Origin of the sequence: Agrobacterium sp. RC10-4-1, from assembly GCF_014138475.1 — a bacterium.
In the GTDB taxonomy this organism is placed as follows: Bacteria; Pseudomonadota; Alphaproteobacteria; order Rhizobiales; family Rhizobiaceae; genus Agrobacterium; species Agrobacterium pusense.
Genome location: NZ_JACJIT010000009.1, coordinates 19066 through 42414 on the forward strand (window position 1 = coordinate 19066; position 23349 = coordinate 42414).

Genomic DNA, 23349 nt, shown 5'->3' on the forward strand with positions numbered 1-23349 from the left:
AAGACATGAAAGCAGATATTCTCGTGGTCGGTGGCGGCCTTGGCGGCGTAGCGGCGGCACTGGCTGCCGCACGAGCGGGCAAACGCGTGATCATGACCGAAGAATACGACTGGATCGGCGGCCAATTGACCAGTCAGGCCGTTCCCTCGGACGAGCATACATGGGTTGAACAGTTCGGCATCACCCGGTCCTACCGGGCGCTGCGCAACGGTGTGCGGCAATATTATCGAGACCATTATCCGCTGACGGAAGGCGCGCGCGCGTGGGGCGACCTTAATCCGGGCGGCGGATGGGTGAGCCGCATCTGCGCCGAGCCGCGTGTCAGCCTCGCGGTCATGGAAAGCATGCTGATGCCCTATATTGGCGCAGGTCGCCTGACGATACTCAAGCCCTGGCGTCCCGTCGGGGCCGATGTGGACGGGGACTTGGTTCGCTCCGTGACCCTCCGCCATCGCGATAGCGGCGCTGAAATCGTCATATCCGCCGATTACGTACTCGACGCCACCGAACTTGGCGATCTGCTGCCGATGACCGGCACGGAATATGCCAAGGGTTTTGAGGCGCAGTCTGACACGGGAGAACCGAGCGCGCCTGAGCACGCTCAACCGGACAATGTGCAGGCTGTCTCAATCTGCTTTGCCATTGACCATGTCGATGGCGACCAGACGATCGACAAGCCTGAGAACTACGACTATTGGCGCTCTTATCAGCCGCATTTCTGGGGCGGGCCGCTCCTCGGCTTCACCGCGCCCCATCCGCGCACGCTGGAGCATACCACCCGCTCCTTCACGCCAAATCCCGATGATAATCCGCTGCTGGTCGATGCCGATCAGCGCAAGGGCGGCGGTGATGAGAATCTCTGGATCTTCCGGCGCATCGCGGCACGGAAAAACTTTGCGCCCGGCTTCTACCAATCGGATATCTGCCTCGTGAATTGGCCGATGATCGATTACATGGATGGCACGATCATCGATGTGACCGAGGAAAAAAAGGCGCGCCACCTGAAGGCGGCGGCAGATCTTTCTTATTCGGTCTTTTACTGGCTGCAGACGGAAGCGCCGCGCCTTGATGGCGGGCAGGGGTTTCGCGGGCTTCGGCTGCGTGGCGATATCACCGGCACCGAACATGGGCTTGCCATGGCACCCTACATTCGCGAAAGCCGCCGTATCAAGCCGGTGACGCGCATCGTCGAGCAGGATCTTTCCTATACGGTTCGCGGCGAAAGAGGCGCGGTCCGCTATCGCGACAGCATCGGTATCGGCATGTACCGCATCGACCTGCATCCATCCACCGGCGGCGACAACTATATCGACGTGCCATCCTGCCCGTTTGAAATACCGCTCGGTGCGCTGATCCCGCAGCGGGTGAGAAACCTGATCCCGGCCGGCAAGAACATCGGCACGACGCATATTACCAATGGTTGCTACCGCCTGCATCCGGTCGAATGGAACATCGGCGAAGTGGCCGGGATGCTTGCGGCGCACTGCCTGGAAAATGGCCTCACGCCACATCAGGTGCAGGAAGACGATGACCGCCTGGAAGCCTTCCAGACGCAGCTGACCCGTCAGGGCATCGAAATACGCTGGCCTGATATCGCGGCCTATTAGGACGGCGGTTTGCCGTCTCATCGAACCCATCTTTGGAGGAGGACCGGGAATGAACAATCATTTTAAACTGAAATCCACGGCCTGTGCGCTTGCCCTGATTGGCTCGCTTGCGTTTGCGGGCGGAGCGATTGCGCAGGATGCGGTTAATCTGCGCATGACGATCTGGAGCGCCAACGAGGCGCATCTCAAGCTCTTCAACGAGATCGCAGCCGGTTTCAAGAAGGATCATCCAAATGTCAGCGTGACTTATGAGTCCCTGCCTTTCGATACCTACACGACTGCACTCACCACACAGATCGCGGGCGGCAACGCACCTGACATGGCCTGGATTTTCGAGACGTCGGCTTATGATTTCGTCAAGTCCGGGGCGCTCTACCCGCTGACGGACACACTGAAGGCTGCGCCGGGATATAATCTTGAGGAGGTGGGTGCCGGCGCCACGGAACGCTGGTCGCAGGACGGTACGCTTTACGCCTATCCGTTTTCGACCTCGCCCTTCGCCGTCTTCGTCAATAACGATCTTATCAAGGCTGCCGGTGCCAAGACCCCTGCCGACATGATCGCTGCCGGCGAATGGACGTGGGACAACGCCATCGCAACCGCGTCGGCTGTCGCCAAGACCGGAAAGGGCGGGCTTGTCGTCCGCGATTTCAATTACCAGAGCTGGCAATACCTCACCTCCGTCTGGAATGGCTGGGGGGCTTCACCCTGGAGTGCTGACGGCGCCACCTGCACCATGGCGGAAAAGCCGATGGCGGATGCCATTTCGTTCATCCACGACGCCATCTTCGACAAGAAGGCCATTCCAGGCCCCGGCGAGACGGTCGATTTCTTCGCTGGCAATGCGGCGATGACGATTACGCAGATCAGCCGCGCCTCGCTTTTGCCGAAGGACAAGCCATTTGGCTGGGACCTCGTGCCTCTTCCGAAGGGCCCTGCCGGCGATTATGCGCTGATCGGCCAGGCGGGTATCGGCGTCATGCAATCAGGCAAGAATGCCGAGACCGCGGCGCAATTCGTGGCTTACATGACCAATCCGGAAAATTCCGCCAAACTCAGCCAGTTCTTCCCTTCAGCGCGCAAGTCTTTGCTGAATGCGCAGGTGCTGAAAAAGACGAACCCGCTTCTCAGCGAGGAGCAGATCGAAAAGGTTGTCATCTCCGGCATCTCGACCGGCAAGGTCATGCCCGGCCATACCGGTTTTGCCCAGATCCAGCAGATCGTGCGTTCGAACCTCGACGCCGTCTGGCGGCCGCAGGCCGATGTGGCCGGTGCGCTTCAAAAAATCTGCGGCCAGATCGGGCCGCTCTTGAAGCGCTGAGGAGAAAACCATGGCTGTCGCGCAGGATATTGCCCGTACTCAGGATCGTCCGGCCCCGGCGTTCTGGACCATCGCGCGGCGCGACAGCCTTGCGGGATTCCTGTTCATCGCCCCGCAGCTGATCGGCATCGTCATCTTCGTTCTGATCCCGCTCGGGCTGGTGTTCTGGTATTCGCTGCATGAATGGAATGTGCTCGCCAACACCTTCACCTATACGGGTGCGCAGAACTACCGGATGTTGGTCGAGGACAGCAATCTTCGCGACGTCCTTGGCGCGACGGCGATTTTTTCGGCCGGGCTCGTCGTGTTCAACCTGTCACTGGCGTTGCTTCTGGCCGTATTGCTGAACCAGAAACTGGCTGGCATCGCGATATTCAGGACGCTGTTCTTCTCGCCGGTCGTCGTCTCGCTGGTTGCCTGGACGATCGTCTGGGGGTTCCTGTTGCAGAAAAATGGCGGCATCAACGGCATGTTGCTGATGGTCGGCATCGAAGGCCCCAACTGGCTGCGCGAGGAAACGACCGCGATGATCTCAGTCATCGTCGTGCAGGTCTTCAAGAATGTCGGGCTTAACATGATCCTGTTTCTGGCGGCACTTCAGGGTGTGCCGAAGGAACTCTACGAGGCGGCCCGCATCGACGGCGCGCCCGCCTTCAAGCAGTTTCGTCGCATTACCCTGCCGCTGATCAGTCCGACGATCCTGTTAACCTCGATCATTACGATTGTTGGCTCGCTGCAGGTTTTTGCGCAGATCGCAGTTCTGACCCAGGGGGGGCCGGGTCTCTCGACCACGGTGCTGGTCTATTACCTCTATCAGCAGGCCTTCCAGTTTCATTTCTTTGGCTACGGCTCGACGCTGTCCATCCTGCTGTTTGTGATCGTCGCCGTACTGACCTTCGCCCAGTGGCAGATGCGCAAGAGGATCGTCTTTTATGAAAGCTGACCTTTCCCCACGCATGCAGGTCGCTCTTTACGGGTTGTTGTGCGTGCTCCTGATCCCGTTCGTCTTTCCGACATGGTGGATGGTGACGTCATCGATCAAGCCGATCAGCGATATCTTCGCCTTCCCGCCGCAATTCTTCCCGCAAAACCAGGACTGGACGAGCTATTCCAAGGTCTTCGAGTTGCAGCCTTTCGTGCGGCAATACTGGAACTCCGCCTATATTGCCGCTGTGGTGACGGCAGGAACGATGATCATATCGTCCATGGCAGGCTATGCTTTTGCGCGGATCCGGTTTCCGGGCGCAAATCTCATTTTCATGGTCGTGCTGCTTGGCCTGCTCATTCCGTCGGAAGTCACGATCGTGCCGCTGTTTCAGATGTTTCTGAAGGCGGGCATGGTCAACACACACTGGCCGCTCATTCTTGTGCCGATCTTCGGTGCGCCCAGTGTTTTTGCCACTTTCGTCATGCGGCAGTTCTTCGTGACGCTGCCCGCCGAGCTCGAAGAGGCGGCGCGTGTCGATGGTCTCGGGCGCTTCAAGATATTCCGCAAGATCGCGCTGCCGCTGGCAAAACCAGCGCTGGCCTCGGTTGCGATCTTCACCTTCCTGCACTCCTGGAACCTGTTCCTTGAGCCCATCGTCTTTCTCTCCAGCGCAGAGATGTTCACGCTGCCGCAGGCGCTGACCCAATATACCGACGCCTATGGCGGACCGATGTGGAATATCCAGCTTGCCGCAGCGACGCTGACGGCGCTGCCCGTGCTCATCGTCTTCGTGATTGCCCAGAAGCAGTTCGTCGAAGGCCTCGCCCATACCGGCCTCAAGGGCTGAAGAACCGGATTTAATCGATGGCTAACGTAACCCTGTCCGACATCCGCAAAAGCTATGGCGCGGTAAAAACCATTCACGGCGTCGATCTCGATATCAGAGATGGCGAATTTGTCGTCCTCGTCGGACCCTCCGGCTGCGGCAAGTCGACCCTGCTGCGGATGGTCGCCGGTCTCGAAACGATCACGGGTGGTGAACTCAAGATCGGCGAGCGCATCGTCAACGATCTCGATCCCAAGGACCGCGACATCGCCATGGTGTTCCAGTCATACGCTCTTTATCCGCATATGACGGTCGCAACCAATATGGGCTTTTCGCTGGAGCATCGCGGCTCAAGCAAACAGGAAATCGCCGAGAAGGTGAACTGGGCGGCGGAGATCCTTGGTCTTACCGCATTGCTCGACCGTTATCCTCGCCAGCTCTCCGGCGGTCAGCGCCAGCGCGTTGCAATGGGTCGCGCAATCGTTCGCAATCCGCAGGTGTTCCTGTTCGACGAACCCCTCTCAAACCTTGATGCCAAACTGCGCGTCGTGATGCGTGGCGAGATCAAGGCTTTGCATCAGAAAGTCAGGACCACCACGATCTATGTGACGCATGACCAGGTGGAGGCGATGACGATGGCTGACAGGGTCGTCGTGCTGAACGGCGGCCGTGTCGAACAGGTCGGCACGCCGCTCGAACTTTATGACCGTCCGGCAAACCAGTTCGTTGCCGGCTTCATAGGCTCACCTTCCATGAATTTTCTGCCCGGCGTGATTTCGCAAGCCGGTTTTGAAACCGGCGGTGCGGTCTTGCCATTGCCGGCCGCTGCCGCCGCTCTTGCGGGAAAAGGGGCGACTTATGGCATCCGGCCCGAGCACCTCGCCCTTGATCCCTCCGGCGTACCGGCCGAGATCCTGCTCGTCGAACCGCTGGGATCGGAAACGCAGGTCACCATGACACTGGGTGGTTCGCGGGTGCTCGGCGTTTTCCGCGAACGCATAGGCCAGGCGGTCGGCGAGGAGATAAGGATATCCCCGGCTTTGGACGGCATTCATCTGTTTTCGGACGAGAACGGCGGTCGGCTGAACTGAGCCCCGGCGCGCGTTCAGACAGGTCCGGCCGCGGCGTTGCCATCTCCGCGACCGGTCATCTCAAAGAAAGCTGCTTTCGAACAGCTCGCCTGAATAGGCGGCATGGGTAACGCCTGCTTCAAGGTCGGCCTTGGTCAGCTCATCCACAAAAACGCCGTTCTGCATCACCAGCACGCGATCGCACATATGGGCGATGACAGCCAGATCATGGCTGACGAGAACAAAGGTCAGATCGCGTTCTTCGCGCTGGTCGGCAAGAAGGTTGAGGATTTCGGCCTGGATGGAAACGTCGAGCGCGGATGTCGGCTCGTCGAGCAGCAGGATCGGTGGTTCGAGGATCAGCGCGCGGGCGATTGCCACGCGCTGGCGCTGACCGCCGGAAAGTTCATGCGGGAACCGCTCGGCAAAATGCGCAGGCAGGCCAACCTGTTGCAGGGCGGCGGGAACCTTCGACCAGCCGTCGCCAAGCCCCATGGCGCGGATGGGCTCGGCCAGTGCCCGGCCGATGCGGTGGCGAGGATGCAGTGAGCCGTAGGGATCCTGAAACACCATCTGGGCCAGTTTCAGTTCGTCGCGGCTGCGGGTCTTGCCGACCGGTTTTCCATTAAAGCTTATCGAGCCGGTCCAGCCACCCTCCAGACCTGCCAGCGAGCGCAGCAAGGTCGATTTGCCGCAGCCGCTTTCGCCGACAATTCCGAGGGTTTCGCCTTTATTGACCGTAAGGCTGACGCCGCGTACGACGTGGTTACGTTTTTCCTTGGCGCCGTAGACGACGTCGAGCTTGTCTACCGTGATCATCGCATCACCTCCGCATCGATTGCCTGACGATCCAACACCTTGAGGCGCCTGACCGGATTGCGGGGATCGGGCATGGCCGCGATCAGGCCGCGCGTATAGGGATGCTGCGCATCTTCAAGCTTCGTCAGCGTTTCCACCACGCGCCCGCCATACATGACCAGCACGCGTTCGCAGAAGGCCGCCACCATGCGGATGTCGTGGCTGATGAGGATCAGGCCCGAATTGTTCTCGCGCACCATCTCATCCAGAAGCAGAAGTACATCCTTGCGCACGCTGACATCGAGGGCCGAGGTCGGTTCGTCGGCGATGACAAGCTTCGGCTTGGCGAGCAGCATCATGGCGATCATCACCCGCTGCCCCATGCCGCCCGATATCTGGTGCGGATAAAGCGCCATGACGCGGTCGGGATCGTTGATACGCACACGCAGCAGCATGTCGCGCGCAGCAGCCCTTGCCGCCTGGCCGGTAAGCGCCAGATGCAGTTCGGCGGCTTCCGCCACCTGTTTGCCGATGGGCAGCACCGGGTTCAGCGAATAACGCGGGTCCTGCATGATCAGCGCCATCTCGCTGCCGCGGATCGCGCCCATCTGCCGTTCGGTTTTTGTGAGCAGCGGTTCGCCAAGAAAATCCATTCTCTCCGCCGTCACCGTCGCGCTCTTTGGCAAGAGGCGCATGGCGGCCCGGCCGGTGGTGGATTTGCCGGAACCGGATTCACCGACGATACCGACCCTTTCGCGGCCGACGTCGAAATTGACGTTGGAAACGGCGGAAATGGCATTGCGCCCAAAACGGACATTGAGGTCGCGTACCGAGAGTATGGGAGTGCTGTCAGGAACGGGCATGACGCGGATCCAGAAGGTCGCGCAGCGTATCGCCGGCGATGTTGAAGGCAAGGCTCGTCAGCAGGATGGCTATGCCGGGCATGACGGCGACCCACCAGTAATCGAGCATGAATTTGCGGCCGCTGGAGATCATCGCACCCCATTCAGGCAGCGGCGGCTGCGCCCCAAGGCCGAGAAAGCCGAGCGAAGCAGCCGTCAGGATGATGCCCGCCATGTTCAGCGTGAGGCGAACGATGACCGAGGGAATGCACATCGGCGCGATATAGAGAAACAGGATGCGCAGTGGCGAGGCACCGTAGAGGCGGGCGGCGGCTACATAATCGGTGTTTCGCACCACCAGTGCTTCCGCGCGGGCGAGACGCGCAATCGGTGGCCACGCCGTCAGCGAGATCGCGATGATCGCTGTTCCGAGACCGGCTCCCATCGCTGCCGCAAAGGCAAGTGCGAGCACGAGCGAGGGGAAGGAGAGGACGATATCGGTAGCGCGCATTAAGATGGCATCGGTGCGCCCGCCGAAGAAACCCGCCATGACGCCAATCGCAAGGCCGATCGGACCGACGATGACCGAGACCGACAGGACGGTCTGGATGGTGATGCGGGTGCCGTAGACGAGCCGGCTGAAAATATCGCGGCCGAATTCGTCGGTTCCGGCCAGATGCGCCCAGCTTGGCGGCTGAAGCGCGTTTTCGAGCGCCTGGCGGGCAGGATCGTAAGGCGCAATGAGCGGAGCGAAAATGGCGACCAGAACCAGGACCGCCAGAATGGCGAAGCCGAACATCCCAAGTGGCTCGTCTGCGAGTTTCCTAAGTGTCCGCACAGTTGTGGTCGACAGGCGCGACAGGACGCCGGGGCGATCGACGGTATTGTTTTGCGCGATATCGGTCATCGTGCGGCCTCCCGTGTACGGGGATCAAGCGTGGTGTAGGCCAGATCGGCGAGGAAGTTGAGCAACATGAATATGAAGCCGATGACGATCGTGGCGGCGAGGATTGCATTCATGTCGCCGATGAGCAGCGCATTGGTCATATATTGGCCGATGCCCGGCCAGGAAAAGACGATCTCGGTCACCACGGCGCCTTCCAGCAGATTGCCGTAGGAAATTGCCAGAACGGTGATGAGCTGCACGGCGATATTGGGCAATACATGGCGGGTTATGGTGCGTGCGGGGCTGACACCTTTGGCCCGCGCCGCGATGACATAGTCCTGGCTCAGCTGTTCGAGGGTGAAGGCCCTCGTCATGCGGGTGATATAGGCCATGGCCATATAGGCAAGGATTACGGCCGGCAGGATGATATGTCCGAGCGCGTTCCAGAAGATTTCCGTCTCGCCCGCAAGCAGGCTGTCGACCAGCATCAGGCCGGTTCTGGGTTCCACAAGACCCTCGTAGAACACGTCCACCCGGCCAGGCCCTCCGACCAGATTGAGACTGGCATAAAAAATGACGAGCCCGACAATGCCGAACCAGAAGACAGGTATCGAATGTCCAACCAGCGCAAAGACACGCGCGAACTTGTCGATGAACGTATCGCGAAACAGGGCTGCTGCAAGACCGAGGGGAACGCCGATGATCGTCGAGATGATGATCGCCAGGGTCGCGAGTTCGAAGGTTGCGGGGAAGGCCTGCGCCAGATCGCGCGTCACTGGATTGCCTGTCAGGATCGCGATACCGAAATCCCCATGCAGCAGACCACGCAAGTAAATGAAGAACTGCTGATAAAGTGGCAGATCAAGGCCAAGCCGCGCCCTCATGGCCTCATAGGCTTTTGGATCGGCAAGCTCGCCGACGATTGCTCCGACCGGATCGGTCGGCATCACACGGCCTATGATGAAGGTGATGCAGAGCAGGATGAAGAGGCTGACGATCAGTTGCAGAAAACGATGCCCAAGCCCGCGCAGTGAAATCTCCGTCATTGCTGGCCGCACTTCCTTGAGAGAAATCCGTCAGGGGCCGGCCCTTTGCCCGCTGCTCGCCGCAGACGCGCAATTCTCTTTTGTAAAAACTCTTGATGGTACTTCATCCCAACCCCTCCCTGAGTTAACATGAAAACATATGACGTGCCGCCACGTCATCATATGAGTAACGAAGGGATTCGTATTCTGCAAGAGGGAAGACTGGCATGATTGGCGACAAAGCGAGGCCGCGGGAGAGGCGGGCGCAACAGATCATCGATAATCTCAGCGCAGAAATTCGCAGTGGAAAACTGAAAAATGGCGACCAGCTTCCCACGGAGCCGCAACTGGAACGCGCTTATGGCGTGAGCCGGACCGTGGTCCGCGAAGCGATTGCCGATTTGCGTTCTGCCGGTTACGTCGTCCCTATCCAGGGCAAGGGGGTTTTTGTCAGTAGCGACAGTGAATGGGCCGGCGTGAAACTGACGCAGTCTGAAGTTGGCACCATTGCCGAGACGCTGGAAATGCTGGAGTTCCGCCTGGCAACGGAAGGGGAGGCGGCGGCGATCGCAGCCTATCGCCGGACGGCCCAGCAGGAAGCGGCAATCTCGGCGGCGCACCGGAAAATGGCCCGTGCCATCGACGCTGGCGAATCGACCGTCGATGCGGATTACGAATTCCATTCGGCCATCGCGACCGCAACCAATAACCGCTTCTATCTGGAGGCATTGCGCCAGTTCGGTTCACGCTCGATACCGCGTGGGCAGTTCCCAACGCTGCCTGAAACCGGCGACGCGAATTATCTTCGCAAAGTCCAGGCCGAGCACGAGGCAATCCTGCGCGCCATCGTCGAGCAGGATCCCGATGCGGCCCGAAAAGCCATGCGTGAACACATGCTGGCAAGCCAGCGGCGATACAGGCTGCTCTCGGAGGCGCAATAGCATCTCGACACTCATCTTATTTCATGCGATGTCATATGATGACTTGCATGGAGAGAGGAGAGAATCGATGTATGTCGGCACCCAGGTTGCTGCGCGCGATGACGAGGATTACAAGGTCTGGGCGCAGCTCGGCGTCAAAAACATCAGCGCGGATCCGCCCGGAGCACCCGCAAGCTGGACTTTCGAGGATTTCGAGCGCCACCGTGACAAGGTCGAAAGCTTTGGCCTTGTCCTCGATATGGTGCAACTGCCGTTGCCGTCCCGGCCGATCGAGCAGGCGTCATATCCCGATATCCTGCTTGCCGGCCCGGACCGCGACCGGCAGATCGATGCCGTCTGCGCGATGATCGAAAATATCGCGAGGGCCGGAATTCCTGCCGCGAAATACAATCTCAACCTCATTGGCATTCCGCGCACGGAGATGGAGCGCGGCCGTGGCGGTTCGCTCAACGAGGCATGGCGCTGGGACAAGGCGGACCATGATGCCGCACCGGGCCTCGCCGGCGTTCTGTCCGAAGACGAGAACTGGGAACGCATCGACTACTTCCTCGAGCACGTCGTGCCGGTTGCCGAAAGCAACAGCGTGCGTCTCGCCTGCCACCCCCATGATCCCTATACACCGCCAGGCTACAGGGGCGTCACCCGTGTGCTCGGCACAGTCGATGGGCTGAAGAAGTTCGTGCAGATGCGCGAGAGCCCCTATCACGGCCTGAATTTCTGCCAGGGGTCAATCGGCGAGATGCTTGATGATCCGCGCGAGGAGATCGACGACATCATCCGCTGGTTCGGCAGCCGCGACAAGATTTTCAACGTCCACTTCCGCAACATCAGCGGCGGGAAATTGTCCTTCATGGAGACTTTCCCCGATGAGGGGGACATGGACATGGTGCGCTCGCTGAAACTCTATCACGAACTCGGTTATCGCTACATGATCATGCCGGACCATGTGCCGACGATTGCCGGACGCGATCCCGTCGGCGTCGCTTTCGCCTTCTGCTACGGCTACATCGCAGCCTTGATCGAAGCACTTGATAACAAACATCTTTGACCGTTTTGGCCCGCGACGCCCCGCTGCGTCGCGGCTTTTCCCGAACATCAATTACCGATCTGTAGGAGGAGCAGGTATGAAAAAAACATTGATCCGTCTCGCATTCACCACCGTTCTTGGCGCTATGCTCGTGCAGGGATCGCCCGTCGCGGCCAAAACCCCCAACGACCAGCTGGTTATCGGCACGTCGCTGGCCCAGGTGCTGTCACTCGACCCCCATCAGGCCACCGAGGCAAAAGCCAACGAAATCATGGCCAATCTTTATGATCGCCTGATCTCGGTGGACGGTTCCGGCAAGGTTTCGCCGCAGCTCGCCGAGCGCTGGGAAACGGATGAGAAAGGCATCACCTTTCATCTTCGCGAGGCGAATTTCGCCTCCGGTAACCCGGTGACCTCGGCCGATGTGGTTTATTCGCTCAGCCGCCTTCTGAAGATGAACCAGGCGGCCGCAGCGAACCTCAAGCGCGTGGGCTACAATGCCGATAATATCGACAAGCTGGTCAGTGCTCCTGATGAAAAAACGGTTCGCGTCGATCTTTCAGGTGAAACGACTTCTGAATTGCTGCTCTATCGCCTCGCCATGGTCATTGCCAGCGTGGTCGACAGCAAGGAACTGAAGTCCCACGAGGTCAATGATGACTGGGGGAATGCATGGCTGAGAACGAATTCGGCCGGCTCCGGCCCGTTCACCCTCAACCGCTGGTCGCCGAATGAGATCATCATTCTGGAGGCGAATAAGGACTATGTGGCCGGCAGCCCCAAAATGCGCCGCGTCATCGTGCGGCATGTGCCGGAAAGCCAGGTTGAGCGTCTGATGCTGGAGCGCGGCGATATCGACATCGCCAGCGCGCTGACGGCTGCGGATCTCGCGACCTTCAACAACAAGGACGGTTTCCAGATCCAGCGTGTGCCAACGGGCGGTTTTTACGTCCTGTCCATGAATGCCGGCAAGGAGCCCCTGTCCAACCCCAAGGTCCGCGAAGCGATCGCCTACGGCATCGACTACAAGGGCATGGAAAAAACCATCATGGGTCCCTACGGCCGGGCGCGCACGGTCCCCGTGCCGGAAAACTTCGAATATGCCATTCCGAGCCCGGATTGGAAGCTCGACGTGGAGAAGGGAAAAGCGCTCCTCAAGGAGGCCGGCTACGAGAACGGTTTCACGCTCAATCTGAAGACGATCGCGCAGACGCCGCGCATCGACCTCGCCACCGCGATCCAGGCCACGCTCAGCCAGATTGGTATCAAGGTCAATATCCAGCAGGGTAACGGCTCGGACGTGATTGCCGCGCACCGCGCGCGGGATTTTGATCTGCTCATCCCGCAGACCGGAGCCTACATGCCGAATGTTCTGGGCTCGATGGAGCAGTTCTCCAGCAACCCGGACAACTCGCTTGCCGCCAATAACGCCGGCAATTTCGTCTGGCGCTCGGCCTGGGATATTCCGGAACTGACCGCGCTCACGGCAAAGGCGTCGCTCGAGCCTGATGCCAAGAAGCGCGGGGAAATCTACACCCAGATGCAGGAAATGTTCGTCGCGCAGAAGCCTGCGGTGCTGCCGATGTTCGAGAGATTCGAGCCGATCGTGCTGAATGCACGCGTCAAGGATTATGTGGGCCATCCCAGCCAGACGACCCGGCTTGAAAAGGTCACGAAGGACTGACGGCAAAGCATAGTTTGCGAAACAGGTGACGGGCGGTTTTACCGCCCGTTTTTGTGCGTGACTGGGCCAATGCGCCAGAGTCTTCTCCCGCACATTGACCAGGAATACAGCGCCGGGACGGGAGATAGTCGTGCGCCATCCCGTAATTTCAGGGGGTTTTCTCAAGGACTTCATCGGTTTAGACCGTGCGGCAACTTTTCCTTCCGTCGGGCGAGAGTCGCGAACTCCGCTCACCTACCTCCCGAAGAATGCGTTGACGACTATGAACCTTGCACAGATAAAACTTCCGTCTCGGCCACTCAGCCTCAAACGCGGCGTCATTTCGGTGCCGGCAGCCTATTATTTCTCCGTTCCCGTGCTTCTCGTAATCACGATTGTCATGCTGGTAGCCGAAGGCCCGGGTGTCGTGCGTGACTACAAGATCAGCCAGGATCCGCTGGAGATTGAAAACGGCGATATCAGCGGCAGCTGCAAGACACGCAAGGCGATCTTCACGACCTGCAAGGCCGATCTTTCCTACGAACATGCGGGCGTGAGCTACAAGAAGGATGTCGAGGTCATGTTCGTCGATCTCCATTCCGGCGATTACGAAACCGGGCTCGTCATCTCCGCGAAGAACCCGGAACTCGCCACGATCTCGCTGGGTCTGGACATGCTCTGGAACCGTATCATCACACTCGGCGTGTTTGTCTTTCTGCTTGGTTTCGGCAGTCTCGCCATGCTGTTCACACTTGTCCGCATGCTGCGGGTCCGCCTGCAGCTACGCAAGCCGGCGCCCTTGACCGTTATTCCGGTGGCGCTTACGGCCGTTGCAGAAAAACGCAGCCGTCTTTTCGTGACCTATGCCGATACGGTCAGAGACGATAAAACCAAGCGGCAATCCTTCACGCATCTGGAACGGGGTCGCATTCCCGTTGTCATAGGCAATACCGGCAAACAGGATGTGGCGCTTGCAGTCCTGCATGGTGACGGCGCCTTGCCTGTCCTGCTTGACGATCAGCTGGAGCGGATCGACCTGACGGAACAGGAGCGCGCGGAAGCTCTCGCATCGCTTGCCCCGATGGTCGCGCACGAGACACAGGAGGCTGCCGCCGCCCAGGCCGCGTCGATGAACAAGGGGCCCGGCCTCCTGCGCAGGCTCGGGACTTTCGTCGCCATTCTCGCCGTCATCATCGTGGCGGTCATGGGCTACTGGCTGTGGTATGTCACAAGCGCTCCGTCGCAATTCAACTCCCCCGGCATGGACATCAACAACATGCTGCCGGCGGCACTCAACGAGTGGGGCTGCGCCCGCCTGCAAGAACGCTTCTCTGACGGCCGGGCTCCGTTTGGCTGCGCCGCTGCGGATTATCAAAGCTGGAAATAAAGGGTTTTCCTTTTTACCGTCGGGTCGGTTTGCCAAAAGCGTTACAGCCTGGCACACCGGCCCGGACTCTACTCAGGATTCTGGACGAGAAGAGGTCGTTATCAGTAGTTGCATTAGAGATTTATAAATAAACCACTTTCATAGTGCCATCGTGAGCGGTTCTTCAGAGGCTGGGAGAGTGCATCATGTTCACGGTGCTGGAATGCGTTGCCGTCCAACACGATCGGGAGATCGTGCTTCTTGCGGCATTGATCTGTCTGCTGGGAATGCTCGCCTTTTTTCACCTCTTATTGCGCGCTGAGGAAAGTCCCTCCAGCCGAAAGCCCTATTGGGTCCTGGTTGCCGCCTTCGCGGCGGGGCTCAGCGTCTGGGCCACCCATTTTGTCGCCATGCTTGCCTATAAGGGCACTGTTCCCATCGGCTTCGATTTTTACTTCACCGCGCTTTCGGCGGCTCTTGCCGTGCTCGGCTTCTGGCTGGCGCTTACCGCTCGCACGCAGGCAATTTTCGGCCCGGTCATCGCCGCCACCCTGGTGACGCTCTCCGTTGCCGTCATGCATTTCGTCGGAATGGCGGGAATAGATGTCGCCGCCACGGTCAGCTACGAGTGGGGGGCTGTTCTTGGCGGATTTGCCGTCGCCTGGGCGTTTTTTCTTCTGTCCTCCTGGCTGTTTCACCGCCTCGGCTCCTGGAAGCGTATCGTTTTTCCCGCCGCTGCGTCGATCCTTGCAATCTGTGCGCTGCATTTCACTGCCGTGTCGGCCACCGTTCTTTCGCCCGACCCGTCCATTTCCGGACCAGACCCCGACAATCTCGGCCGGCTGATCATGATCGGCGCGGTTTCCGGCGTGACATTCCTGATCCTTTCCGCAACCGCGACCGCGGCGCTCGTGGACCGGTATCTCGTTGATCTCAAGGGTCTCGTCGACGCGACACTGGACGGTCTTGCGGTCGTGCGCGATGGCCGCATCGTCGAGCTGAATACGCGTTTCGCAGGCCTGCTGGGGCGCGATGAGACGTCGCTGGTCGGAAAGAATCCCGATGAACTTTTCCGGGCCACGGATGGGCAACCCGTCTATGTACCCCGTAATGCGCCCGTAGAGGCCATACGTGAGCGCGCCGACCGCGCGCAGGTGTTCGAACTCGCCGTGCGCACCATCGAATATCGAGGTCGTCCCTGCGAGGTCATGGCCATTCGCGACCTGACGGAGAAGCGTGAGGCGCAGCGGGAGATCGAATATCTTGCCCGCCACGATGTGCTGACCGGCCTTTCCAATCGCACCATGTTCCAGACGCGGCTGCGCCAGCTGATCGAACATTGCGGCGAGGGCGACGAATTTGCGCTGCTGGCGCTCGATCTCGACCGCTTCAAGGCGGTCAACGATATATTCGGCCATGCCGAAGGCGACAGGGTACTCAAGAAAGTCGCGGCGATTCTCGATGAATGCGCGAGATCTGGCGATGTGGTCGCCCGGCTCGGTGGTGATGAGTTCGTCATTCTGACCGCGCGGCATACCAAGGCGGAAGAAGCGCGCCTGCTTGCCGAGACGATCCTCGCCATGTTCGCCCTGAAAATGAATGCCGCCAATGATCCGACCGCCGTCGGTGTCAGCATCGGTATTGCCGTCTTTCCACGCGACGGAAAAGATGACGAAAGCATCCTGCATGCCGCCGATCTCGCGCTTTATCGGGCCAAGATGGGCGGCCGTGGCATATTGGCCTTTTATGACCCACTGATGGATCAGGAGGCGCGCGAGCGTCGCCAGCTCGAGACTGATCTGAGGCTGGCAATCAATCGTGATGAACTCGTGCTGAATTACCAGCCGGTCCTTTCCGTCGAATGCGGTGAGGTCGTCGGTTATGAGGCGCTGGTACGCTGGCAGCATCCCACAAGAGGCGTGGTGCCGCCGGACGTGTTCATCCCGATCGCCGAGGAAAGTGGTATCATCATCTCGCTCGGCGAATGGGTGCTGCGCGAGGCCTGCCGTCAGGCGAACACCTGGGCGCCGCATCTGAAAATCGCGGTCAATGTGTCGCCGCTGCAATTTTCACTGGCCAATCTGGGCCATGTCGTCTGCACCATCCTGATGCAGACCGGCCTTTCGCCCAACCGGCTGGAACTGGAGATCACCGAAGCTGCCCTGCTGAAAGACCGCAAGGCGACGCTGACAATTCTGACCCAGCTCAAAGCGCTTGGCGTTGCCATTGTCATGGATGATTTCGGTACGGGTTATTCTTCGCTCAGCAACCTGCAGAGCTTCCCTTTCGACAAGATCAAGATCGACCGCAGCTTCATCGCCGCCATGAGCGATGACGACAATGCCCGCGCCATCGTGCGCGCGGTAATCGGCCTTGGCCGCAGCCTCGATCTGCCGGTAACGGCGGAAGGAATCGAAACCGATGCGCAATATCGCATGGTCGTCGATGAAGGATGCGCGCAGGCCCAGGGCTATCTCTTTGGCAAGCCGGATGTGGCGCCGGCACAGGCCGCGGGCACAACCACCCGGAAAAAATATACCGTTTGAAGAAGGCGCGGCAGCGCGCGGGGCGCGCTGCCGACCATCTCCATGTCGGCCATCCACGCTCGGCCATTCATCCTCCCAGCCTGATTTCATGGAACGAGAGCCTGCGCAGATCGTTAGGATTGCGTGTGGCGCGCCGTGTTGTCCGTGCCACTTCTGGCGCCGGACAACCGCTCGGACAAAGCTGTCGGATCAGCTTTTCCCGGGCCGCGCGACGAATGGACACCTTTTATTGGGAGAGCCCGCAATGACAGACCGCCTCGAGCCCCAGGATCCGCGCAGCCAGTATCCGCGCCCGCCTTTTTCGACGCCGGAGCAGGAGATGCCGGGTCTCGTGACCAACATGACGCCCCTGCCGGATCATGGGGAGAAGACCTACAGGGGCTCGGGAAAGCTTGCCGGGCGCAAGGCGCTGATAACGGGCGGCGATTCCGGCATCGGGCGTGCGGTGGCAATCGCTTTCGCACGAGAAGGAGCGGATGTCGCGATCTCCTACCTTGCTGAAGAGGAATCCGACGCCGAGGAGGTGGTCGCGCTCATCGAGGCGGAAGGCCGTCTGGCGGTGGCGTTACCCGGCGACATTACCGATGAAGGGTGGTGTCGCGAGCTGGTCGAAAAAGCGGCTGGCGATCTCAACGGCCTGGATATTCTGGTAATCAATGCCGCAAGACAGCAATATCGCGAGAATATCGAGGAGCTGTCGACTGAAGATTTCGACCGCACGATGAAGACCAATCTTTATGCTCTTCACTGGATTGCGCAGGCCGCCGTTCCGCATCTCAAGCCAGGCGCTTCCGTTATAACCACGGCCTCGATACAGGCCTACGAGCCTTCCGCAATCCTCTTGGATTATGCGACCACAAAAGCGGGCATCGTTGCCTACACCAAAGCGCTCGCGAAGCAGCTGATAGACAAGGGTGTGCGCGCCAACGCTGTCGCACCGGGCCCGTTCTGGACGGCGCTGCAACCGAGCGGCGGCCAGCCCACCGAAAAGGTGCGCAATTTTGGCAAGGATAGCGATTTTGGCCGCCCCGGCCAACCGGTGGAGCTTGCGCCGGTCTATGTCCTGCTCGCATCGCAGGACGGCAGTTTTATCAATGGCGAGGTTTACGGCGTGACCGGCGGCAAGGGTATTGCCTGAGGCAATGACTTTGTCGGCAGCTGGCTGGTCGAGGAGCAGACATGAAAAGGCACGAACGACGTTCACAAACGGACGCAAAACCCTTCGATGTACGCGACCGGCTGATATTGGCCCTTTACGCGCAGCTGAAGGCGGAAAGGCAGACGAGAGAGGCCATGGAATGGGTCATTCGCAATGGCGGCCTTTCCCCTGAAGTGCTGGAAGCCATGGCCTCCGACCCTGTGCCGGTTCTTGCGGAAGCGGACGTTCCGGCCATCGAGCGCATTCTTGCCGCAGACCGGAATGGGGGCCGCTCGTCGCGTAACGACAATCACGGGCGGGCGTCATGAACAGGAGGGCGAGCTGGAAAGGCCATCTGGTCTTTGGTGATTTGAATTGTGAAATCGGCCTTTATTCCGCGCTGACCTCGTCGGAGAAAATCTCGTTCAACATCGTCAACCGCAAGACGGGTCACCGCGTAGAGCGGCAATATGTGGATAGTGATACCGGCGAGGCGGTCGAACGGGACGAGCAGGTCAAGGGCTACGAACGCGATAATGGTGATTACATCGTCATCGAGGGTGACGAAATCTCAAAGCTGATGCCGGAAAATGACAAGGTTATCCGTATCCGGCACTTCCTCCAGTGCGACGACATAGACAAGCTTTATTTCGACAAATCCTATTATCTAGCGCCCACACAGGAAGGTGGCGAGGAGGCGCTGACGCTTCTTGCCAGAGCGATGGAAGACGAAAATGTTGCTGCTCTTGGAGAGGCCGTGATGTTCCGTCGCAACCGCGTGGTCCTCATCCGCCCGAGCGGCCGGGCGCTCGTCGCAACTACGCTGAACTTCGGTTACGAGGTGCGGGCAGAGAATACCGTCTTCAAATCCATCCCGGACATCGAGTTCGATGACGAAATGCTGGAACTTGCCGGTCATATCATCGAAACGCGGGCCGGCACCTTCGATCCCTCCGATTATAGCGACCGTTACAACGATGCCCTTGCGGAGTTGGTGAAAGCCAAGATTGAAGGCCGGGAAATCCGCAAGCGGGCGCCGCAGAAACATGACAATGTGATTGATCTCAAGGAGGCGCTTCGTCGCAGCGCAAGGGAAGACGCCGGAAAAAAAGCGAAGCCGCCAGGCCGCAAGACGTCACGGAAAGCGAGCTGATCCATGGGATTGCAGACCTTGAATGCAAAACGCAGCTTCGACAAGACCCCTGAGCCCAAAGGGACGAAGGCCGGAGGATAAGCCTGCTCGACAAACGGAACGGGAGGAGAAGGCCGTGAACGACACAAGGCCGCCGCATTCTGCCATCCAATTCACACACCCGGACCGCCTGTACTGGCCGGATGACGGCGTGACGAAGGAAGGTCTTGCTGATTATTATACACAGGTCTGGAAGCAGATGGCGCGCTTCGTGGTCGACCGGCCGCTGGCGCTGCTGCGCTGCCCGGAGGGTATCGAAGGGCAGCGGTTTTTCCAGAAACACGCCTGGCGCGGCATCAACAAGGCCATCGAACAGGTCAGGGATCCCAAGGACAAGGCCGGCGAACCACTGATCCGTATAACCGATTTTGACGGCATGATGGCGCTCGTGCAGTCTGCGGCCCTTGAAATCCACCCGTGGGGAGCGACCACCGCCAGCTGGGAAAAGCCGGATATGATCACCATGGATATCGATCCCGCCGAGGATGTCTCCTGGGAGGATGTGATAGGGGCGGCGCTCGAACTGAAGCGGCGTTTTGAAGCTGCGGGTCTGGCAGCTTTCGTCAAGACATCAGGCGGCAAGGGGCTTCATGTCGTTGCCCCGCTGAAGCCGCAGGCGGGCTGGACGGCAGTCAAGGCATTTGCCAAAGCCATGGCCGTAGACATGTCGAAGGCCGAGCCGGACAGGTACCTCTCGGTCGCAACCAAGGCAAAACGGAAAGGCCGCATTTTCATCGACTATCTGCGCAACGGTCGCGGCAATACCGCGGTGGCGCCTTATTCGACCCGGGCGCGGCCGGGTGCGGCGGTCTCCGCCCCCCTCGAATGGTTCGAACTCACGGCTGATATCGGTCCTTCCCACTTCACGGTCAACAATATCGGGGCACGTCTTTCCGCACTGAAGAAAGATCCCTGGGAGGGCTTTTTTGCCGCCGCGGAGGTTTTGCCGAAATAGGCACGCTAAGACCGCGCCTCAGCGCTTCTTTTCGGCCGCGATGCTTTTCTTCAAAGCGTCCATGATGTTGATGACGTTGCCGCCGGTTCGGGCCTTGGTGCCGGCCTTCTTGTTCGAGGCGGGCGCTTCATTGCCTTTGCTCTTGAGCAGCGACCTAATCTTTTTCTGGATCGGGTCCTGAACCAACGTCGGTTTCCACTCCGTCATCTGGCTGGAAATGCGTTTTTCCATGGCCTGCAGCAGCGGCTTTTCAAGTTTCATCTTCGGATCGAGAGCGTCGATGCTTTCGCGCACCTCCTCGCCGTAGTGCAATGTCCACAGGATGATGCCCTTACCGGAAGGTTCCAGCAGCACGGCCCGTTCCCGCCGGTAGAGCACAAGCCGGGCAATGCCGATAACGCCGTTTGCCGTCATGGCTTCGCGAATGACGCTGAAGGCTTCGGCGCCGATCTGGTCTTCCGGGCGAAGAAAGTGCGGTCGGTCGTACCAGATCCAGTCTATGGAGCCTTTTGGCACGAAGGTCTTGATATCTATGGTGCGGGTACTTTCGAGCGCCACCGCATCGATCTCGTCATCCTCGAGCAGCACATAATCCACCTCGCCTCGGGGAAAACCCTTCACCTGGTCTTTCGCCGCAACGGGGCGGTGCGTGACGCTGTCGACATATCGGCTTTCGACGCGATTGCCGGTCTTGCGATTGAGAACGTGGAAGCGGTATTTGTTGCCTTCTGTCGTTGCAGGTGTCAGCGATACGGAGGCCGTCACCAGCGACAGCTTCAGATAACCCTTCCAGAAAACCTGACGTGCCATTTCCCGCGATCCGCTTGCCCGTTGATCTCCCGGGTCAAACAGCCACGGTGTGGTTTTTGTTCCGGGAGGGTTGATGGGGCAGGGAGTTAGCCGAACAGCGATGTCAGCCAGTAAACGGAAGCGGAAATCAGTGCCGCCGCCGGCATGGTCACGATCCAGGCGATGACGATGTTGCCGGCCAGTCCCCAACGCACCGCGGAGACGCGGCGTGCGGCCCCGACGCCGACGATGGCGCCGGTGATGGTGTGCGTGGTGGAGACCGGGATGCCGAGCCAGGTGGCGCCGAACAGCGTCAATGCGCCGCCGGTTTCAGCGCAGAAACCCTGCATCGGGTTGAGCCGCGTGATCTTTGAACCCATCGTATGCACGATGCGCCAGCCGCCGAACAAGGTGCCGAGCGCCATGGCAGACTGGCAGGAAATCACCACCCAGAAGGGCACATAGAAACTCTCCCCGAGATGTCCCTGGCTGAACAGCAGCACGGCGATGATGCCCATGGTCTTCTGCGCGTCATTGCCGCCATGGCCCAGCGAATATAGCGAGGCGGAGATGAACTGCATGACGCGGAAGGTGCGATCGACTGCAAAGGGCGTCTGCCGCACGAAAAGCCACGATACCGCAAGCACCAGAAGCAGCGCGAGGAAAAAGCCGATTGCCGGTGACATGAAGATGGCGCCGACTGTCTTCAGCAGCCCCGACCAGACGATGGAATTGAAGCCGACCTTTGCCAGACCTGCGCCAACGAGGCCGCCGATCAAGGCGTGCGACGAACTGGAGGGGATGCCGAAAATCCAGGTGACGATGTTCCAGACGATCGCGCCTATCAGCGCCGCGAAAATCACCTGCGGAGATACGATGGCCGGGTCGATGATGCCGGTGCCGAGCGTTTCCGCCACATGCAGGCCGAAGAAGAGGAAGGCTATGAAATTGAAGAAGGCAGCCCACGCAACGGCATATTGCGGCCGCAACACCCGGGTGGAAACGATCGTGGCAATGGAATTTGCGGCGTCGTGAAGACCGTTCAGAAAATCGAAGAACAGCGCAATGGCGATGAGGCCGACAAGCAGCGGCAGTGCAAGTGCGACATCCATTAGACGTTCTCGATAACGATGCCGCTGATCTCGTTGGCCACATCCTCGAAGCGGTCAACCACCTTTTCGAGTTCGCCGTAGATCTCGCTGCCGATCATGTAGGCCATGGCATTGCCGGCGGCGCCATGGCGGCGGAACAGGTCTTTCAGTCCCTGGTCGTGCAGGTCGTCGGAGCGCCCCTCGACGCGGGTGATCTCTTCGGCGATCGATGACAGGCGCTGGGCATTGGTGCCGACCTTTTCGAGAAGCGGAATGGCCTCTGCGATCAGGCTCGCCGCGCGCACGATCTCATGGCCCATCTCCTTCATCAGCGGGTCGAATTCGGTCTGCTCGAAGAGGCGGATGGTCTTGACCGTTTTGTGCATCATGTCGATGGCGTCATCCATGGACTGGATCAGGTCCTTGATATCGCCGCGGTCGAAAGGCGTAATGAAACTGCGTCGCACCGCAAGCAACACGTCACGGGTGATGTCGTCCGCCTGATGTTCGAGGGCAACGATGAGGTCGCAGTTCTTTTCGACATCGACGCCGCTCAACAGGCTATCCAGGGCTTCGGCCGCTTTGATGACGGTTTCGGAATGTTTGCTGAACAGGTCGAAGAAACGATCCTCGCGCGGCATCAGTTTGCGGAAAATGCTCATCATGCGAATTGGCCCTCAGTGGCGCTTTTCATGTTGTGGGGGGTAATTGTCATAAAACTGTCATAAATGCACGCGGGGCATTGATGCAACCCGGAAAATCAGCACTATCAACGGATATGAAATCGACGAAAAAAAGCCGGAAATCCCGCCCGGCCCGCCCCCTGACATTGCTTCAGCAGCTTGCTGCGGTTCCGGAAAAGCTCTTCACAGGCGCTTTCCGGCAGCAATATGCCGCGCTGTGTTTTCGATATGGCGGGGGCGATGACGATGTCGAAATCCTGCTTGTCACGTCACGCACCAGCGGCCGCTGGATCATTCCGCGCGGCTGGCCGATGAAGCGCAAGAAGCCTCATGAGGCCGCGGCAATCGAGGCTTGGGAAGAGGCCGGTGTTCGTGGCCGCGTCAGAAAGGAAGCGGTCGGCCGCTATACCTATCTCAAGATGCTTGATGATGGCGAAGTCGTGCCCTGCGTCGTGGACGTGTTTCAGATCGAAGTGACGGGCGCGGAAACCAAATTTAAGGAGCGCGGCGAGCGCTTGGTGGAATGGGTTCGCCCGGACGAGGCGGCAAGAAGGGTCAGGGATATCGAGCTGAAATCGCTGCTGGTCGATTTCAGGCCAAAGGGCAAACGGAAGGATCCGCAAGGGCGAAGCGCATGAAGATCGCAGAACCAGCG

General features: G+C 59.5%; 21 protein-coding genes and 1 pseudogene. 15 read left to right on the forward strand and 7 right to left on the reverse strand.

What is annotated here, in order from left to right; all coding sequences use genetic code 11:
- Positions 1 to 5 precede the first annotated feature (5 nt).
- The 5 genes from FHW77_RS22190 to FHW77_RS22210 are packed head-to-tail and all read left to right on the forward strand — an operon-like array spanning position 6 to position 5773.
- The gene (locus tag FHW77_RS22190) at positions 6 to 1607 is read left to right on the forward strand and encodes an FAD-dependent oxidoreductase (RefSeq protein ID WP_182590760.1); all 1602 of its coding nucleotides are present in this window, start codon (positions 6 to 8) and stop codon (positions 1605 to 1607) included.
- A gap of 49 nt (positions 1608 to 1656) precedes the next feature.
- A complete protein-coding gene (locus FHW77_RS22195) occupies positions 1657 to 2928 on the forward strand; it encodes an ABC transporter substrate-binding protein (protein ID WP_112557097.1) in 1272 nt (423 codons plus the stop codon).
- Between the two features lie 10 nt (positions 2929 to 2938).
- Positions 2939 to 3871, forward strand: a complete 933-nt coding sequence (locus FHW77_RS22200) for a carbohydrate ABC transporter permease (protein ID WP_080823170.1) — start codon at positions 2939 to 2941, stop codon at positions 3869 to 3871.
- Complete coding sequence (locus FHW77_RS22205; protein WP_064264113.1) at positions 3861 to 4703, forward strand: carbohydrate ABC transporter permease; 843 nt, start codon at positions 3861 to 3863, stop codon at positions 4701 to 4703. Before FHW77_RS22200 ends, FHW77_RS22205 begins: the two co-directional genes overlap by 11 nt.
- A gap of 17 nt (positions 4704 to 4720) precedes the next feature.
- A complete protein-coding gene (locus tag FHW77_RS22210; protein ID WP_182590709.1) occupies positions 4721 to 5773 on the forward strand; it encodes an ABC transporter ATP-binding protein in 1053 nt (350 codons plus the stop codon).
- Positions 5774 to 5833: 60 nt separating this feature from the next.
- Here the strand turns inward: FHW77_RS22210 and FHW77_RS22215 are convergent, their stop codons facing one another.
- The 4 genes from FHW77_RS22215 to FHW77_RS22230 are packed head-to-tail and all read right to left on the reverse strand — an operon-like array spanning position 5834 to position 9324.
- Positions 5834 to 6571, reverse strand: coding sequence for an ABC transporter ATP-binding protein (locus tag FHW77_RS22215; protein WP_034498002.1), 738 nt, complete (start codon positions 6569 to 6571; stop codon positions 5834 to 5836).
- The gene (locus FHW77_RS22220; protein ID WP_044458967.1) at positions 6568 to 7413 is read right to left on the reverse strand and encodes an ABC transporter ATP-binding protein; all 846 of its coding nucleotides are present in this window, start codon (positions 7411 to 7413) and stop codon (positions 6568 to 6570) included. Before FHW77_RS22220 ends, FHW77_RS22215 begins: the two co-directional genes overlap by 4 nt.
- The gene (locus FHW77_RS22225) at positions 7400 to 8299 is read right to left on the reverse strand and encodes an ABC transporter permease (protein ID WP_034497999.1); all 900 of its coding nucleotides are present in this window, start codon (positions 8297 to 8299) and stop codon (positions 7400 to 7402) included. The genes FHW77_RS22220 and FHW77_RS22225 overlap by 14 nt, the downstream gene beginning before the upstream one ends.
- Positions 8296 to 9324, reverse strand: coding sequence for an ABC transporter permease (locus FHW77_RS22230; protein ID WP_022563795.1), 1029 nt, complete (start codon positions 9322 to 9324; stop codon positions 8296 to 8298). The genes FHW77_RS22225 and FHW77_RS22230 overlap by 4 nt, the downstream gene beginning before the upstream one ends.
- 206 nt (positions 9325 to 9530) lie before the next feature.
- On the opposite strand from FHW77_RS22230, the gene FHW77_RS22235 reads away from it, so the two are divergent.
- The 9 genes and pseudogenes from FHW77_RS22235 to ligD all read left to right on the forward strand — a co-directional run.
- Positions 9531 to 10244, forward strand: coding sequence for a FadR/GntR family transcriptional regulator (locus FHW77_RS22235; RefSeq protein WP_004444769.1), 714 nt, complete (start codon positions 9531 to 9533; stop codon positions 10242 to 10244).
- 67 nt (positions 10245 to 10311) lie between these two features.
- Positions 10312 to 11292, forward strand: a complete 981-nt coding sequence (locus tag FHW77_RS22240) for a mannonate dehydratase (RefSeq protein WP_112416246.1) — start codon at positions 10312 to 10314, stop codon at positions 11290 to 11292.
- A 124-nt stretch (positions 11293 to 11416) separates the two neighbouring features.
- Positions 11417 to 12955 (forward strand): ABC transporter substrate-binding protein, encoded by a 1539-nt coding sequence (locus FHW77_RS22245; protein ID WP_223216048.1) that lies wholly within the window; start codon positions 11417 to 11419, stop codon positions 12953 to 12955.
- 262 nt (positions 12956 to 13217) lie between these two features.
- Positions 13218 to 14321, forward strand: a complete 1104-nt coding sequence (locus FHW77_RS22250; RefSeq protein WP_112416247.1) for a hypothetical protein — start codon at positions 13218 to 13220, stop codon at positions 14319 to 14321.
- A gap of 185 nt (positions 14322 to 14506) precedes the next feature.
- The gene (locus FHW77_RS22255; RefSeq protein ID WP_100911476.1) at positions 14507 to 16846 is read left to right on the forward strand and encodes a bifunctional diguanylate cyclase/phosphodiesterase; all 2340 of its coding nucleotides are present in this window, start codon (positions 14507 to 14509) and stop codon (positions 16844 to 16846) included.
- Positions 16847 to 17090: 244 nt separating this feature from the next.
- Positions 17091 to 17984: an SDR family oxidoreductase gene (locus FHW77_RS22260; protein WP_112416249.1), complete on the forward strand. Its 894-nt coding sequence runs from the start codon at positions 17091 to 17093 to the stop codon at positions 17982 to 17984.
- Between the two features lie 41 nt (positions 17985 to 18025).
- Positions 18026 to 18313, forward strand: a complete 288-nt coding sequence (locus FHW77_RS22265) for a hypothetical protein (RefSeq protein WP_004444758.1) — start codon at positions 18026 to 18028, stop codon at positions 18311 to 18313.
- A complete protein-coding gene (gene ku, locus FHW77_RS22270) occupies positions 18310 to 19137 on the forward strand; it encodes a non-homologous end joining protein Ku (RefSeq protein ID WP_111814137.1) in 828 nt (275 codons plus the stop codon). The genes FHW77_RS22265 and ku (FHW77_RS22270) overlap by 4 nt, the downstream gene beginning before the upstream one ends.
- A 58-nt stretch (positions 19138 to 19195) precedes the next feature.
- Positions 19196 to 20131: pseudogene (gene ligD, locus FHW77_RS22275) on the forward strand (non-homologous end-joining DNA ligase); the annotation flags it as partial.
- Between the two features lie 18 nt (positions 20132 to 20149).
- On the opposite strand, the gene ku (FHW77_RS22280) reads toward ligD, so the two are convergent.
- The 3 genes from ku (FHW77_RS22280) to FHW77_RS22290 form a co-directional block, all read right to left on the reverse strand.
- Complete coding sequence (gene ku, locus FHW77_RS22280) at positions 20150 to 20941, reverse strand: non-homologous end joining protein Ku (protein ID WP_182590710.1); 792 nt, start codon at positions 20939 to 20941, stop codon at positions 20150 to 20152.
- A gap of 86 nt (positions 20942 to 21027) precedes the next feature.
- Positions 21028 to 22032 (reverse strand): inorganic phosphate transporter, encoded by a 1005-nt coding sequence (locus FHW77_RS22285; protein ID WP_004444749.1) that lies wholly within the window; start codon positions 22030 to 22032, stop codon positions 21028 to 21030.
- On the reverse strand, positions 22032 to 22676 hold the full coding sequence (locus tag FHW77_RS22290) for a DUF47 domain-containing protein (protein WP_182590711.1): 645 nt from the start codon (positions 22674 to 22676) through the stop codon (positions 22032 to 22034). Before FHW77_RS22290 ends, FHW77_RS22285 begins: the two co-directional genes overlap by 1 nt.
- 113 nt (positions 22677 to 22789) lie before the next feature.
- Between FHW77_RS22290 and FHW77_RS22295 the strand changes: the two genes are divergently transcribed.
- Positions 22790 to 23332 (forward strand): NUDIX hydrolase, encoded by a 543-nt coding sequence (locus FHW77_RS22295; protein WP_100911482.1) that lies wholly within the window; start codon positions 22790 to 22792, stop codon positions 23330 to 23332.
- Positions 23333 to 23349 lie beyond the last annotated feature (17 nt).